Genomic DNA, 16,929 nt, shown 5'->3' with positions numbered 1-16,929 from the left:
CTCAATTACATTGTATCATTATGCACTTTATTCTCTATTGATTTTCATTTTATCGAAATAACAAAATTGTTGTTATCAAAATAAATTTATAAATATAATATATGCTATGGATTCATTAAATTATAGTGCAAAAAATATAGTGACATTAAAAGGTCTTGAAGCAGTAAGAAAAAGACCAGGAATGTACATTGGTTCAACTGATGTTAATGGTTTACATCATTTAGTTTGAGAAATATTTGATAATTCAGTTGATGAGGTTTTAGCAGGTTATGCGACCGATATTAAAGTTACTTTAAAAAAAGATGGTTCGGTTGTAATAGAAGATAATGGTCGTGGTATACCGGTTGATATGCATTCTAGTGGAAAAACAGGTGTTGAAACTGTTTTTACCGAATTACATGCAGGCGGTAAATTTAATAATGATGCTTATAAAACTGCAGGTGGTTTACATGGTGTAGGTTCTTCTGTTGTAAACGCTTTATCTACTAATTTAAATGTTTTAGTTTTTAGAGATAAAAAAATGTATGAAACTAAATTTGAAAATGGTGATAACATCATTCAAAGAACTAAAGAAATCGGTCCAACTTCAAAAAGAGGCACAATGGTTCAATTTTGACCAAATTATGCAATATTTAAAAACACAAAATTATCTTATGAAGTAATTTGTGAAAGGTTAAGAGAATCGGCATTTTTATTATCTAATTTAAGAATTGTTGTTAATGATGAAAATACTAATCAAAAAGAAGAGTTTCACTACAAAGAAGGTATTAAATCTTTTGTTTCTTTTATCAATCAAAATAAAGCAGTAATTTCGGATATTTTTTATGTTAATGAAAAAAACCAAAAAACAGGTATTGAGATTGAAATTGGTATGCAATATAATGATGGTTATAGTGAAACCATTGTTTCGTTTGCTAATAATGTAAAAACTAGAGATGGTGGAACACATGAAAGTGCATTTAAATCAATTTTAACTAAAGTTATTAATGATTATGCTAGAGAAAAAGGATTTTTAAAATCTAGAGATACTAATTTTGAAGGATCAGATATAAGAGAAGGAATTGTTGCAATTATTTCAGTTAAAGTTCCTGAAGCAATTTTAGAATTTGTTGGTCAGACAAAAGATAAATTGTCTACACCTGAAGTTAAGAAAGTAATTGAAGAATCGATTCAAAAACATTTATATTTTTGACTAAATGAAAATAAAAAAAATTCAGAAAAAATTCTTTTAAAATCAAAACAATCTCGTGAAGCTAGAGAAGCAGCTAGAAAAGCAAGAAATGAAACAAGAAAAGCAAAAGATAAAATGTCTGAAGTTAAAATTTTATCTGGAAAATTAACGCCTGCTCAATCAACAAAAGCTTCAGAAAAAGAACTATATTTAGTTGAGGGTGATTCAGCAGGTGGGTCAGCTAAATTAGGTAGAGATCGTAAATTTCAAGCCATTTTACCATTGAGAGGTAAAGTTTTAAATACTGAAAAGGCAAGATTAATTGATATTCTAAAAAATGAAGAAATTGCAACAATTATTAATTGTATTAATGCTGGAATTGGTTCAGAATTTAAAATTGAAAATGTTAAGTATCATAAGATAATTATTATGACAGATGCTGACACAGATGGGGCACATATTCAAATTTTGTTATTAACATTTTTCTTTAGATACATGAAACCATTAATCGCCGCAGGTATGCTTTATATAGCACAACCACCATTATTCAAAGTAAGTTTTAATAATAAAAATAAAAAAGAAAATATGTATTTTTGGTCAGAAGAAGAACTTAAAGAATTTATTCAGAAAAATTCTTCAAAATCATTAGAAATTCAAAGATATAAAGGATTGGGTGAAATGAATTCAGATCAATTATGAGAAACAACGATGGATCCTAAGACTCGCACTTTAATTAAAGTAACAATTCAAGATGAAGCTATTGTTGAAAGAAGAGTTTCAACTCTAATGGGTGACGCAGTTGAGCCTAGAAAAGAATGAATTAATAAAAATGTTGAGTTCACATTAGAAGATAATTTTGAAATTAATAATAAGTCAAATGAAATTATTTAATTAAATTCATTGAAGTTGAAACATTTTATAGTTGCTTATTCAAGTTCAAAAACAATATAAAAGTGTATAGTTATACACAAAGATATCAATATAAATGTGTATGATTGCCCACAAATATTTAAAAGTGCTTGAATAACTTATTGCCAACAATTAAAATGTTTTTAGTAAAAAGTGTAAAAAAATTACATTTTTAAACTCAAAATGATAGAATTTAATTAGATTTGAGGTTAATAATGATAATTTCTTATAGTATTGAAAATTTTAAATCAATTAAATATAGGGAAACAATAAGTTTCAAAGCTAAATCTTACAAAGAAACAAAAATAAAGAGTATTGATAATAACCTATTATCAGTCATTTCTATATATGGTCCTAATGGTGGTGGAAAATCTTCTATCATAGAGTCGATGTTTAATTTGGTTAATATTATAAAAATTAATTTAAATAAAAATTTATTGAATATTTTTTTAAATGAACTAAATAAATTTAAGAATTCAACACAAAAAGATAAACCTATTAAATGAGAAATTGAAATTATTTCACCAAGTAAAAGATATTACAGATATTTTTTAGAAGTAGACCAAAATGAAATCTCAAAAGAAAGTCTATGTTACGCCGAATCACAAAACGGCAAGGAAGAGTTTCTTTTCAAAAGAACTTCTCCTCAAGAATATGAATTAGGTAAAAAATTTAATGGAATAAAATTAAGAGCAACAGATTTTGGTTCATTATTATCATATTTGTATACAAACATAGAAAATGAATTTATAATTGAATTTTTTAATGAAATAAATAATAAATTTTTTATCATTAATAATCTAAACAATGACCCAATGGTCTTAACGGCCAAGGAACCATTTAATTTATCACTTAATTACAATTTCAATATTGATGTTTTAATAAAAGAAAAAGAAAAATTTTTAAAAATATTTAAAGAGATTGATATCAATATTGTTGATTACAAATTAGTTGAACAAATTAATGGTAAGAGATTTGTTTTAATTAAAAATAATGAAGATGGAGAGTTTGAATTAGATTTTTCTCAAGAATCAGAAGGAACAAAAAAAATCATTCAATTAATGAGCTGATTTGTAATTGGAATTCATAATGGATGAGTATTTGTTGTTGATGAACTAGACTCAAGATTGCATACAAAATTGTTGGGTTACATTATTGATTTATTTCACAATAAGAATAATCATAAATCACAAATTATTTTTACATCACATGACATGAATACATTGAGCTCAACATATTTAAGAAAGGACGAAATATATTTTGTAGGTTTAAATGAAAGTTATTTTACAAATGTTGTTTCACTTAGTGCTTTTGATAATGTAAGAGAAAAATCTTCATATTCAAGCAAATACCTAAAAGGAAGTTTTGGTTTTGATCCTTATGTTTTAAGAGCAATAGAATGGTTGGATAATGAAAAATAAATATAAGTATTCAGCTATTGTTGAAGGCGAAACTGAGAAAAGGATATTTGAAAAACTTAAAAACAATATCATAAAGGCAAACAAATTGACTTTATGCAAGGAACATAATTTTAAAAATAACAATGGAACAATCAATATCAATAAAATAAAAAATTTAAAATGTTGTACTCAAATCGTTATTATGGATCAAGATAATATTAAGAACATTAATGATTATTACAATAAGAAAAGTGAATCAAATTTACTTATTGTTTCTAAACCAAGCATTGAAATTGTTTTATATGCTCTTTGTGATGTGTGTGAATCTAATATAAATAAAAAAGAAATTGAAGAAAAATTGAGAAAATTTTTAAAAAACAAATTCAAGATAAATTACAAACATGGACCAGAACCAATTAAAGATATATTTTATTTACTTGAAGACGAAAATCAATTTCAAAAATGAAAATCAAATTTAAAAAAATTAAAAGAACAAAATAAAAGTAATTTTATTGAATTAATTGAATATATGGAGGAATATAAGAATAATGGCAATTTGTAAATATAGAGAAAAAACTGAAAGAATTTGAGAACAAGCAAATTATTGTTTTTGTGGTTTTGAAGATTGTAATCCAAACAATCATAGGTTATGCGGAATATGTGGGGCAAAAATTTTGTATGGTTCTCATGAAAGTGTTCAATCTCAAAATAACAGCAGATATTCATGAAATGTAGACCATATTATCCCAAGATCAAAAGGTGGAACGAATAAATTGAATAATTTACAAGCCGTTCATATTAGATGTAATAGATCTAAAGGTGATAAATCTGGTGAATATAGATTTTAGTTTATGACTAGAAAAACTAGCAATTTTATTTATAATTAAATAAACTTATTTTTAACTATGGCAAAACAAGATGAAATTTTCGATGAAAAACTAGAATATCAATCATTAGACAATATCATGTCTGATCGTTTTGCTCGTTATTCAAAATATATTATTCAACAAAGAGCATTACCTGATGTCAGAGACGGTCTTAAACCAGTTCAAAGAAGAATTTTATATTCAATGAACGATTTAGGTCTCCAGTACAATAAATCATATAAAAAATCTGCCAGAGTGGTTGGAGATGTAATTGGTAAATACCATCCTCATGGAGATAGTTCAATATATGAAGCTTTAGTTAGAATGGCTCAAGATTGAAAAATGGGTGAACCACTTGTTGAAATGCATGGTAATAAAGGTTCAATTGACGATGATCCAGCAGCTGCAATGCGTTATACAGAAGCGAAATTATCTAAAATTTCTTCTTTGATGTTGCAAGATCTAGAGAAAAATACAGTTTCATTTGCTCCTAATTTTGATGACACTGAAAAAGAGCCAACCGTTTTACCTTCGTATTTACCTAATTTATTATTAAACGGAGCAAAAGGAATCGCTTCGGGTTTTGCGACTGAGATTCCGCCTCATAATTTAAGTGAATTAATTGAAGCTATAATTGCTAAAATAAAAAATCCTGAAATTTCTTGAAAATCATTAATGAAATATATTAAAGGTCCTGATTTTCCTACTGGCGGAATTATTTATGGAATTAAAGGAATTGAAAATTCTTTTGAACGAGGACAAGGAAGAATAACTTTATGTAGTAAATACATAGTAGAAAAAGAAGGAAAAAATGATGTAATCAAAATTATTGAAATTCCTTTTGGTGTTATTAAATCAAAATTAGTTCGTGATATTGATGAATTAAGAATTAATGGTCAATTAAATGGTATTAAAGAAGTTCGTGATGAATCTGATCGAAATGGTATTTCTATTGCAATTATTTTAGAACAAGATGTTAATGTTCAAACTATTATCAATTTTTTGATGCAAAAAACAGATATGAAAATTTATTATAACTACAATATGGTCTCAATTGTTGATGCTGCACCAAAAGTTTTAGGTGTTGATCGAATGATTGATTCTTATTTAAAACATATAAAACTAGTTAGAAAAAAAGCGATTGAATTTGATTTAGTTAGAGCTGAAAAAAGACTGGAAATTATTAATGGTTTAATTAGAGTTAGTCAGATTCCTGATGAAGTTATTAAAGTTATTAGAGAATCAACAAATGGTAAACAAGGTGTTATAGAAAATTTACAAAACATTTTGAATTTTACATTGATTCAAGCAACTGCAATTGCAGAATTAAGATTATATAGACTAAATAAAACAGATATTACTATTTATTTTGAAGAAAAACAAGAACTTGAAAATAAAATTGCAAATTTTAAATTATTACTATCAAATCAAGATGAATTTGATAAACATTTGATTAGTATTTTTAAAGATATTAAGAAAGAATACGGAAAAGAAAGAAAGACAGAAATTATCAATGAAGAACTAAGTATTAGTTTTAAACAAGAAGAATTAATTAAATCTGAAAATTGTTGAGTAACTTTATCAACAAATGGATATTTAAAAAGATTTTCAAATAGAATATACGAATCTAATGAAATTGATTCTTTTGGAGTTAAACCTGAAGATAAAATTATTTTTTTTGAAAAATCAAATACTTTGAATAAATTGTTAGTTTTTACATCTTTAGGAAATTATGCAATTATTCCTGTTCATAAAATTCAAGAAATAAAATGAAAAGATGAAGGACAATTTATTAGTGATTTTGTAGAAATATCTTCAAACGAAAAAATTGTTGGAGTACTTAATATATATTCATTTGATGTTAAAGCTTATATTGTTTTAGTTACAAAATTTGGTATTGGTAAAAGAGTTTTATTAAAAGAATTTGAAGCTTCAAGGATATCAAAAACAATGAAAGCAATTTCTTTTAAGAAAAATAATGATACTTTAGTTTCAGTCAAAGTTTCTAATGGAGTTGAAGATATTATTATTGTTACAAACACAACTCATACAGTTAAATTTAGCGAAAATGAATTACCTATTTTATCTCCAAGAGCTAGTGGTAATACTTTAATTAAGATAGAACATAATTGAGTTACTGCTTTTGGTATTGCAAATAACAATGATTCAATAACTCTAGTGTCAGGAAATAATAGTTATAAAAATATTAAGTTTTCAATGATAGCTTACTCTTCAAGGGCTACTAAAGGACAACAATTAATCAAGGGTTTAAATTCTAAAAAAATTATTAGAGATATTATTAAAAATCAAAAAACTTTTTTTATTGTTAATACCCAGGATAATAAAATTTCTATTCAAGAATTTGATAAATCAACAAATATTGATAATGTTTTAGATGATTCGTTTAATAAAATATCAAAAATTAATGGAATTTATTACCCTATATCAAACTATCAGATTTCTTTAGAAAATTCTTATTTTAATGTTAAATTTGACAAACAATTTTCAAATGAAATAATTAATAAAGCCGAAGAAAAAATAAATAAAATTTTTAAAACAAACGAAGACCGTTTAAAAGAGATAGATGATGATAAAATCGATGAAATTTTAAAAAAATTAAAAATTTAAACAATTAATTTTACTTTTTAAAATTTTTTTCTAAATAATAAATTTAATCTAAAAATTTTATTTATAATAAGAAATGTAAACATACTTGTTTACATTAGAAATGGTAGGCAATTATGGCAAAAAAATTAGATCCAGCAAATTTTCAAAGAATCAAAGTTGCTAATTCAATTGCAATCGGAGGAATGATAGGAGCAGGTAAATCTACTCTTACTAGAGCTTTAGGTGAAGCGCTAAAAGCAGATGTTATTTTTGAATTGAATGAAAATGATGAGTTACAAAATATTTTATTAAAAAGATTATATGAAGGTGATGAAACTTCTGCAATAGCTTTCCAAGTTTATTTCTTTTGTGCAAGATTTCAAAATTATCGTAATGGAGTACAAAATTCCAATTTATCAATTTTCGATCGAACTATTTTTGAGGACCGTTTGTTTGCACATCAAAATATGACTGCTGACCCAATTATGTTTGGTTTTTATGATTCTATGTGACACGAAAAAACTAAAGAATTAATTTATTCAGTAGGTGTGCCAAAGCTTTACATTATATTAGATTTAAAATGAGAAGAATTTAAGGATCGTATATTTAGAAGAGGAAGATCAAGCGAAATCGATAATTTTTCTTCTAATGAAGCATATTTCAAATCTTTACATTCAGTATATGTTCAATATTTAGAAAAAACTTGTCAAGTTTATGGAATTAATTATATGATTATTGATTCTCAATTACCTACTGATCAGCAAGTTAAAAAAATAATTAAAAAAATTAAAGATGATAAATTAATTGAAAGTATTTAAAATGCAAGAACCATTATTTATTAAAAATGAAAATGGAAGTTATTTTCATTTTAGATGCGAAGGAGAAAACAAAAAAGGAACTATAATTTTTGTTCATGGCTTTGCAACAACAAGTGAATATCATAATGTTTTTATTAAGCATATAATTAATGATTATGATTATATTGCTATTCAATTACCAGGAGCAGGTTTTCAAGAATGAAAATATGATAAAAAACCAACTGTTGAAGAAATGGTTTTGTATTGCGCCAATTTAATAAGAAGTCTTAATTTGAGTAAATTTATATTATTAGGACACTCGATGGGTGGTGGTATAGTAATTAGAATTGCTAACTTATTTAAAAAAGAAACAATTGGTCTAATTTGTTCCACTCCAATGAATTCTGGAATTTCATTTTTTAAAATTTTCAATTATTTTAAATTTAATCCAAAAAATTTTTCAAAGTGTTTTAGATTACAAAATGATCTTTATTATGATTTAAATAAAACTATGAATAATAATCAAGAACAAATTGAAAAAATGGTCGTTGATGAATTAAATTATCAATTAAAACATCGTAAATTTTTTGTTCAACTTAAAAAATCGATGTTCTCAATCAAAAATTTAAAATTATGTAGAGCAAATGAAAGTAAAATTTCTTGTCCCACTTTAGTTATTGCTGGTAAATATGATAAAATAATTTCTCCTAAGTCTTTATTTAAAGCTTTTGATAAAAAGCAAAGAGAAAATTATAATTTAATTAGAATTGAATTGATGAATAGTTCTGCTCATATTCCTTTTCAAGAGCAAGAATATGAATATGCAAAAGAAATTAAAGATTTCATTAATTTGATAACAAAAGAACAGGGATAATAATGAAAATATGAAATGATCTTTTTGCTAATAAAATAAAAGTTATTGAAGAAAAATATAATAACTCTTGAATTTCTAATGAATTGCATATTCAATATGAACATGTTAAAGAAAAATACAATGAAATTAAAAATAAATTTAATTATTTTGATTCAAAATTAAAAAAATGAAAATATTTTTTCTTGCCATTAACACTTTGAATTAGAAAGAAAAAATACAATGAAATTAAAAATTCTTATTTAAAAATAGAAAAAGAGTTTTTAGATATTAAAAATGAGAAAATAAAATTGCATGAGTTAATTTGCAACTCTAATGTTTTTGGTAATTTTTTTAGTGATATTTTTTCAATATTTAAAATTAAATATGAAGGAATACCAAATATTTATTTAATTGAGAAATTAAATTTAGTAGAAGATTTTAAATATAGCGATTTTGTAAATCCAAATTATTCTTCTTGATTTATTTATGATAAAAATAAAATTTTGATTGATCTTTCTAAACAACATTTTAATGTAATAATGAAGGAATATACCGGATCAAGAACAATTAAGATAGGTGATAATTATGTTACTGTTACTGCAACATACCAACATCCAGAACCACAAATATGATCAGAAAGTAAAACTTATCTATTTGTTAATGAATTAAATAAATTAGATTTTTTTTATCGCGGATTAGATCCTAAATTTTTTAGAAAAGCAAAATTAAATAAAGATGAAGTACCTTTTGAAAATAATGATTTTGAAAAAACATTTGATTGGACTAGAACAAATGAACAACAGATGAGAATGTTATTTACTCCATTGGCGCAGGAAACATATGTTGAAGAAGTGAAATCATATAATGATAATGATAAGATTAGATTTGTTAAAGAAGAGGATCAGTATAAAAAAGAAAAAAATTTTTTATTTAATTTAAATCCAGAGAAATCTTTTGTTAAATTTAGTTTAGAAATAAAAAAAATTTTTTTAGAATTTACTACTAGTAGCGAGTATGAATTTAATAAATTTATTAACGATTTTAAAGATCTTTGCTTAAATTGAATTTACAATTTTTTTCAAAATACAAAGTATTTATATATGTTTGAATCTTTTGTTTCTTCAATAGATCAATCTTATTTAATTAAAGAAATTAAAAAACACAACCTTTATGATGAATCAAGCACAGCATTTTTTGTTTTATCTAGAATCATAAGAAAAAATATTGTTTATGGATTTACAAAAACATTTAGAAAACTAATTAGTTTAGAAAATATTGATGATATTTATATTGCTTCTTTTAATAATTTTGCTTATAATCGAATATCTAAAACTACTTATATACGCAAGTCTGGTGTTGATGTTCCTGTTAATTATTATGATTATGATAAGATAGAAAAAGATATTCAATTTTGTTATAGTTTTTTAAAAGAAAATAGTAATGATTTTTTTAGACCAATTGATAAATTAAATAGGTCATTATTCGAAATAAATAAATTTAAAAATATAAAAATTAAAGAACTTTGTGAACAAATACTTAAAGAAGGAATTGAAATTTATATTGAAAATAATATCATTAGTGCAATAGCAATAAATGAAACTATAAATGTTAGTGATTTAGTTGTAGCAATTAAAAGAATAAAAGAACTTTATTAATCCCATGTAATGTTTTTTATGTTTAATATTTTGTTTCTTAAAATAGTCAAAACTTTATCGATATTAGGTTCTTTATTTTTTGACAAAAATCCATATTTTCTTGCATATTTTACTAATTCATTATATTTACCAATTTCACTTTCTTGATAAACATAGTCTAATTCATTAAATTTTGTTGAATCTATTTTATTTAAAATATCGCTTATTTGATAAACAAATTCTTTGTCATTAATTACTTCTTGTTTAATTAATCCACAAGCAATTAGTTTCAATGCATTTTCTTGATCTGTTAATTTTGGCATTAAAATTCCTGGTGTATCCAACAATTGAATGTCATTTGCATTAATTCATTGAAGTGATTTAGTAGTTCCTGCAAAGTTTGCTACTTTTGTTTTTTTGGAATTTGATAATAAATTAATTAATGTTGATTTACCTACATTAGGCATTCCGATTACAAAACATCTCAATCTAGGTTTTAATAGACCTTTTTTTTGATCTTTTTCCTTTTTAGATTTTAATATTGAATTTAGTGCTTTTAAGATTTTGATTTTAGAACTATTTTGTTTTAAATTAACAACTATGCATTTATCATTTTTATTATTGAATTTTTTGATAATTTGATTTACGCGATTTAAATTTGCATAATCACTTTTTGAAAAAATAAATAAACGTGGTTTATTAGGAGCTATCAAATCAAAGTCTTCGTTATACGAACTTAATGGCACTCTTGAATCAAGTAATACAATAAAACAATCAACAATATTTTGTTTTTCTTTTATTTCTCTTAAGGCTTTAGCCATATGTCCAGGAAATCAATTTATATAGTTCATAAATAATAAAATTTTAATTGTTTTTAAACAAGATTTTATTTTCTCATATAAACAACTATTTATAAATATTTCAATTTATAATCATTTTATACTTAAGCAAGTAATAAAAGTTTGAAATATTAATTATTTGCATTTTATTAAACAAATTCTATTTTATAATTATTTATGCATTGGCCAATTGCTGCAGAAATGTAGAGGAAAGTCCGCGCTAGCACAAGCTGCGATGCTTGTAGTGTTTGTGTTGGATCTAATAAATCCAAGCTTAGACGACTAGTGCCACAGAGACGAGCTACTTTAAGTGTAGGTGAAACGCGGTAAACTCCACAAGCTAGAAACCCAAATTATGGTAGGGGAATCAATCAAAAGGAAATGAACTAATGATTGGAGATTTTAATCTAGATAAATAATTGGCACTCATTATGAGAACAGAACGCGGCTTATAAATGCAAAGTATGCTTATAGCATACTTTTTTATTTGTGTTTTTGTAAAAATTAAAAATGATGTTTAAATTGAGATTTTTGATTTATAAAATAAAAAAATGCTTAATGATCATTTTATTTTTAGAAGATAAAATTATTTAGAATGTATTTAATAATATTAAAGATAAACGCAAAGTATTCAAAAGAACGTATAATATAATTTATTATGTATCAAATTCCTAAATGATGGGAAATAACATTTGGAATAGTTTTGATTTTATTAGGTATTAGTCTTTTCTTTTTGCAAAAAAAATCAAAAGAAAATGTTAATTACTATCGTAAAAGACAACTTGAAGAATATAGAAAACAGAACCCTAAATTTAAAGGTAATTATGAAGATGCTAAATTAATTTTACCTTGATCTCAAAGAGTAAAATTATTGATGTGACCAATAATTGGTTTATCACTAATTATTATTGGCATATTTTTTTCAACAGGATTTATGTTTAGCTTTTTTATCAGATAAGATTTGATTTAAATTCAAATAAAAATCATTAGCAACTTTATTTTTATAAAAAATTTTAATTTTCATTTTTATAAAATTCTTTTAATTTTTTCATTTTTTGTGGTTGTTTTAGTTTGCGTAAAATTTTGGTTTCTCATTGTCTTATTTTTTCTTTACTTGTTCCTAATTCTTTTGCTATCTCATCTAGAGTATGAACTCTTATTTTGTTACCTTTTTTATCAAAGCCAATTCCATATCTCATTTGAATGATTTTTTTCTCTTCTTCTTCCAAATTATTATCAATCATCTCTGTTAAAATTTCTGAAAGTTGTTCTTGTGCTGCATAATCAATAGGATTAATTACATTATTATCTTTAATAAAATCACTAATTGAAGAATCTTCGCCTTTGCCTATTGTTTTATCTAATGAAATAGGATCGATATTTATTATTCTAATATATCTAACTTTTTCTGCTGTAAAATCACCACCATATCTTTCAGCTACTTGCTCATCAGTTGGCATATTTCCTAATTCTTGTTGCAACTCTCTTCTAATTTTAATTATCTTATTAATTGTTTCAACCATATGAACAGGAACTCTAATTGTTCTTGCTTGATCAGCTACAGCTCTAGTAATAGCTTGTCTAATTCACCAAGTTGCATATGTTGAAAATTTAAAGCCTTTTCTTCAATCATATTTTTGAACTGCTTTCATGATTCCTGAATTACCTTCAGAAATTAAATCAATAAATGATAGACCTCTATTTTTATATTTTTTTGCATTATTAATAACAAGTCTTAAATTACGTTTAATTAATTCATCACGAGCTTTTTTTCCTTTTCTTCCTTCGAGTTCTGCATCTTTTGCTAACTGCAACTCTTTTTCAGCAGATAAGAGATTTCCATATTTACCTATTCATCTCATATATCATTTAACAATATCATTTGTTTCTGACAACTTATTTTTCAATTCATTAGATTGAATTTTTCTTTCTTCTTTGTTAAAACTATTTTCTTCTAGATTAGAATAGTCTTCAAACACAAATTCATTTGCATCACTATTTAGTTCATCATAATCTTCGTCATCGTTATTTTCATCTGTCTCATTGTCATCATATGAATTAAATGAAAATGACTCATCATCATCTTCAAAAAAATCATCTGATTCTTTAGATAATTTACCAAGAATTTCAGTATCATAATTAGAATCAAATTCATCTGTAAAATCTTCAACAAATTCATTTGTGTCAGTATCTATTTGTTGTTTTGACCCTTTTTTTTCTAATTGTTTAAATATTTCTTTTTCATCAACAAATTCATTCAGATCCGGTTCAATTTCATCACTCATAATTTTTTTAGTAATCAAAATATTAAATATTTCATCTACTTCTTCAAATATGTCAATTTTTTTCTTTTCTAGCAATTTCATTACTTCATCTTGACTTAATGTTTTTTTGTTTTTATTTTTCTTTTGTTTTGATTTTAATTCTTTATTGATTAATTCAATAACTAGCGCTATATTTTTATTTTTAATATCATCAAAATCTGATTCTAATGAACCAAAGTCTAATTCAACATCATTATTTTGTTTAGATTTTGTTGTTTTTTTAATACTTGGTTTTGGTTTTTTTGCTTCATTTTTTTTATTAGTTACACTTTTTTTTATTTTTTCATCTTGTTTTTTATTATTAACTTTTGTTTTTATCAATTTATTTTCTTCTTTTTTTGATGATGTTGTTTTTTTAATTTCTTTTTTACTTTTAGAAGATTTTGATTTATTGTTTTTTTTAGTTGGCATTAGAATTAATCCTTTCTTGATAGTATATTTATTTTTTGTTTCATCAACTTTTCTTTATGAGCTTCGTCTTTAGTTTTTGAAATTAGTTCATCAATGTAACTTATTTTTGCTTCTTTTGAATCTTTTTTTGTTCTTACAATAAGTTCTTCAAAAGATTCGATATTTTTTGGCAAGGATTCTTTTGATTTAAAAAATTTTTTATTCTCTTCAATAAAATTTTTTGTTTCATTTGAGACTTTTTCACCTATTTCATGATGATTTTTAATTTCTTTATATATCTTTTCATGTTCTGCTCGAGGTCATAATATTTTACCGATATTAATAGAATTTAAGAACGAAGGATTTTGCCAAATAGATATTAATAATTTAGTAATATTTAGTGGCTGATTTAATTCAATTTCTAAAGTTTGTTTTGTATTAATATTCTTATTTTTAAGTTCTTTTAATTCTATCACATTTGGTTTATATTCAAAATATTTAGTGATAATATTTTTTTCAATTGAAAATTTTTTAGAAATTCGAGAAATTAAATCTAATTTAATAAAATCATCAAAATTTATAGAGTATTCATAAATATCTATAATTGCTTTTTTTAATGATTGAAAATCATTTGGATCAAAATTTAGCATAAAATAATCAAAAATAAAATCAATCATTTCTATTTTTGAATCTAATATTTTTATTAATTTGTTCTCCCCATTTTTTTCCTTTAAAATTTCATCAGGATCTTTTGCCTCGTCGTTTTTTAATACAAATCCATTTATTCCGTTTAGTATTAGATATTTAATTATTTTTAAAGTTGCTTTTTTGCCAGCTTCATCATTATCTAAAAAAATTAGAATCTCTTTGTGTTTTTTTAATCTAGAAATATTTTCTTTAGAAAGAGATACACCCATTAGAGCAATTGCGTTCTCTTTTCCGATTTTAGAAAAAGCAATAACATCCATGAAACCTTCAACAATAATTAATTGTTCAAAATTTTTAGCGTTATTATAGTTATAAATAGTTGATGATTTTTTAAATATCAAAGATTCTTTTGAATTTAAATATTTAGGTTCATTAGATGTTTCGTTACTAATTTTCCTTCCACTAAAAGCTACAATATTATTGTTTTCGTCAAAAATAGGAAAAATTAATTTATTAGAGAAAAAAGGAAATGTAGCTTCGTCATTCAATAAAGAAGCATTAATTAATGTTGATTTATCATTTCCCTTTTTTTCTAACAAAGAAATGTAATTTTCATCATTATAATGAGGAGCAAACCCCAATTTAAACTTATCAATTACATCTTTATTTAATTCTCTTTTGTTAATAAAGTTTTTAATTTCATTTTCTTCATCTAAAGAAATATTTAAGTAGTAATTAAATAAATCAGATGCATCTTTCAGAGCTTTTATTAACTTAATTTCTTTATCAGACATTTTTTTAGTATTAATAAAAGAATGATAATCTTCAATGTTTTCTCCGCTTTCTTTTACTAAGTATTCTATTGCTTGGTTTCAACTAAATTTTTGAGCTCATATTAGATAATCAAGCGCATTTCCTCCATGGTCACAAACAAAACATTTATAGATTTGTTTTTTTGGATTAATTGACAAAGAAGGGGTTTTATCACCATGAACATTACATAAAGTTTTAAACGAAGAACCTGATTTTGTTAAGTTTGCAAAATTAGAAATGACATTAACAATATCTACTTTAGCAATAAGATCGTTAATGTTAATATCTTTCATTTATTTCTCCTCTTTATTAATAATATAATCAAAGATATTATTGATTTTTATTCTTTCTTGTTTCATTGTGTCTCGATGTCTAATAGTTACACAATCATCTTTTTCTGAATCATAATCGTATGTAATGCATCAATAAGTTCCGATTGCATCTTGACGGCGATATCTCTTACCAATCGAACCAGTTTCATCATAAAGAACATCTAATCCTTTTTTAATTAAATTTCTAAATATGCTTTTTGCTTTTTCTCCTTGTTTTTTAACAAGTGGTAAAACACAAGCTTTATATGGACACATTTCATAATTTAATCTCATAACTATTCTTTCATCATTATTTTCTAATTTTTCCTTAATAAATGAATCAACAATAATTGCAAGCAATAAACGATCAACACCAACAGAAGGTTCAATCACATATGGAATAATACTTTCGTTTTTTTCTTGATCAAAATATTTAAGTTCAGTGTTAGAAATTTTATTATGAGATTTTAAATCAAAATCTGTTCGATTTGCAATTCCCATTAATTCACCTCAGCCAAATGGAAATTCAAATTCAATATCAGTTGTTCCTTTGGAATAATGTGCTAATTCTTCTTTTTCGTGAATTCTTAATCTTATAGATTCTTTTTTAATACCTAAAGATAAAATAAAATTTTTTGATTTTTCTACATAGTATTTATATGATTTTTCGTCTTGATCAGGATAAGTAAAATATTCTAATTCCATTTGCTCGAATTCTCTAGTTCTAAAAATAAAATTTCCGGGCGTTACTTCATTTCTAAACGATTTTCCTATTTGACCAATTCCAAATGGTAATTTTAATCTCATTGATCTTTGGACATTATTAAAATTAATAAAAATACCTTGAGCTGTTTCTGGTCTTAAGTAAATTATATTTTTATTATCTTCAACAATCCCTTGAGCTGTTTGAAACATTAGATTAAATTGTCTAATATTAGTCCAATTTGTTTTTGAACCATCGTATTCTTTTACGTTTTCTTGAATTCATTTTTCTAATTGTTCTTTTGTTAACAAAGAAGAATTTTGACTTGTTAATTCTTCGTAAATATGATCAGCACGATATCTTTTATTGTTTATTTTATTTTCAATTAAAGGATCAGTAAAATTGCTTAAGTGTCCTGAAGCTTGTCAAACTTTAGAATTTAATAGAATTTTTGAATCAAAACCAACATTATTTTCTTCTAAAGTGATAAATTCTTTTCATCATTTTTTTTTAATATTATTTATTAAAAGTATTCCTAATGGTCCGTAGTCTCACGTATTTGCCAATCCACCATAAATTTCAGAAGACTGAAAAACAAAACCAAATGTTTTTAAGTGGTTTATTATCTCACTCATATCTTTATCTTTGTTTTTCATAGAATCTT

13 protein-coding genes and 1 other RNA gene are annotated in these 16,929 nt (G+C 24.1%); 10 read left to right on the top strand and 4 right to left on the bottom strand.

Annotated elements, in window-relative coordinates; genetic code table 4:
* Positions 1–106 precede the first annotated feature (106 nt).
* The 8 genes from parE to ACJA28_RS01645 all read left to right on the top strand — a co-directional run bounded on the left by parE (position 107) and on the right by ACJA28_RS01645 (position 10,258).
* Complete coding sequence (gene parE, locus ACJA28_RS01680; protein ID WP_022935486.1) at positions 107–2,062, top strand: DNA topoisomerase IV subunit B; 1,956 nt, start codon at positions 107–109, stop codon at positions 2,060–2,062.
* Positions 2,063–2,295: 233 nt separating this feature from the next.
* Positions 2,296–3,501 carry an ATP-binding protein gene (locus ACJA28_RS01675; protein ID WP_022935487.1) on the top strand — a complete coding sequence of 402 codons (1,206 nt, stop codon included), beginning with the start codon at positions 2,296–2,298 and terminating at the stop codon, positions 3,499–3,501.
* Positions 3,491–4,042 (top strand): hypothetical protein, encoded by a 552-nt coding sequence (locus ACJA28_RS01670; RefSeq protein WP_022935488.1) that lies wholly within the window; start codon positions 3,491–3,493, stop codon positions 4,040–4,042. The genes ACJA28_RS01675 and ACJA28_RS01670 overlap by 11 nt, the downstream gene beginning before the upstream one ends.
* Positions 4,029–4,328 (top strand): HNH endonuclease signature motif containing protein, encoded by a 300-nt coding sequence (locus ACJA28_RS01665; RefSeq protein ID WP_033379079.1) that lies wholly within the window; start codon positions 4,029–4,031, stop codon positions 4,326–4,328. The genes ACJA28_RS01670 and ACJA28_RS01665 overlap by 14 nt, the downstream gene beginning before the upstream one ends.
* A gap of 57 nt (positions 4,329–4,385) precedes the next feature.
* Positions 4,386–6,974, top strand: coding sequence for a DNA topoisomerase IV subunit A (parC, locus tag ACJA28_RS01660; protein WP_022935489.1), 2,589 nt, complete (start codon positions 4,386–4,388; stop codon positions 6,972–6,974).
* Positions 6,975–7,087: 113 nt separating this feature from the next.
* A complete protein-coding gene (locus ACJA28_RS01655) occupies positions 7,088–7,771 on the top strand; it encodes a deoxynucleoside kinase (protein WP_022935490.1) in 684 nt (227 codons plus the stop codon).
* Position 7,772: 1 nt separating this feature from the next.
* Positions 7,773–8,624 (top strand): alpha/beta fold hydrolase, encoded by an 852-nt coding sequence (locus ACJA28_RS01650; protein ID WP_406602225.1) that lies wholly within the window; start codon positions 7,773–7,775, stop codon positions 8,622–8,624.
* Between the two features lie 2 nt (positions 8,625–8,626).
* Positions 8,627–10,258 carry a hypothetical protein gene (locus ACJA28_RS01645; RefSeq protein WP_022935492.1) on the top strand — a complete coding sequence of 544 codons (1,632 nt, stop codon included), beginning with the start codon at positions 8,627–8,629 and terminating at the stop codon, positions 10,256–10,258.
* On the opposite strand, the gene ylqF is transcribed toward ACJA28_RS01645, so the two are convergent.
* A complete protein-coding gene (gene ylqF / locus ACJA28_RS01640) occupies positions 10,255–11,058 on the bottom strand; it encodes a ribosome biogenesis GTPase YlqF (RefSeq protein ID WP_051122438.1) in 804 nt (267 codons plus the stop codon). The two genes, ACJA28_RS01645 and ylqF, sit on opposite strands and share 4 nt — an antisense overlap.
* 196 nt (positions 11,059–11,254) lie before the next feature.
* Here ylqF and rnpB point away from each other — a divergent pair.
* Positions 11,255–11,533, top strand: an RNA gene (gene rnpB, locus ACJA28_RS01635) — RNase P RNA component class B.
* Between the two features lie 201 nt (positions 11,534–11,734).
* Positions 11,735–12,034, top strand: coding sequence for a hypothetical protein (locus tag ACJA28_RS01630; RefSeq protein ID WP_022935494.1), 300 nt, complete (start codon positions 11,735–11,737; stop codon positions 12,032–12,034).
* Positions 12,035–12,089: 55 nt separating this feature from the next.
* Here the strand turns inward: ACJA28_RS01630 and ACJA28_RS01625 are convergent, their stop codons facing one another.
* The 3 genes from ACJA28_RS01625 to ACJA28_RS01615 are packed head-to-tail and all read right to left on the bottom strand — an operon-like array spanning position 12,090 to position 16,921.
* Complete coding sequence (locus tag ACJA28_RS01625; protein ID WP_022935495.1) at positions 12,090–13,811, bottom strand: RNA polymerase sigma factor; 1,722 nt, start codon at positions 13,809–13,811, stop codon at positions 12,090–12,092.
* 5 nt (positions 13,812–13,816) lie between these two features.
* Positions 13,817–15,544: a DNA primase gene (dnaG, locus tag ACJA28_RS01620; RefSeq protein ID WP_022935496.1), complete on the bottom strand. Its 1,728-nt coding sequence runs from the start codon at positions 15,542–15,544 to the stop codon at positions 13,817–13,819.
* The gene (locus ACJA28_RS01615) at positions 15,545–16,921 is read right to left on the bottom strand and encodes a glycine--tRNA ligase (protein ID WP_022935497.1); all 1,377 of its coding nucleotides are present in this window, start codon (positions 16,919–16,921) and stop codon (positions 15,545–15,547) included. It lies immediately after the preceding gene.
* Between the last annotated feature and the right edge of the window lie 8 nt (positions 16,922–16,929).

The organism is Mesomycoplasma moatsii, assembly GCF_045276915.1.
Taxonomy (GTDB): domain Bacteria; phylum Bacillota_I; class Bacilli_A; order Mycoplasmatales; family Metamycoplasmataceae; genus UBA710.
This window is presented reverse-complemented; position numbering and strand designations above follow the sequence as displayed.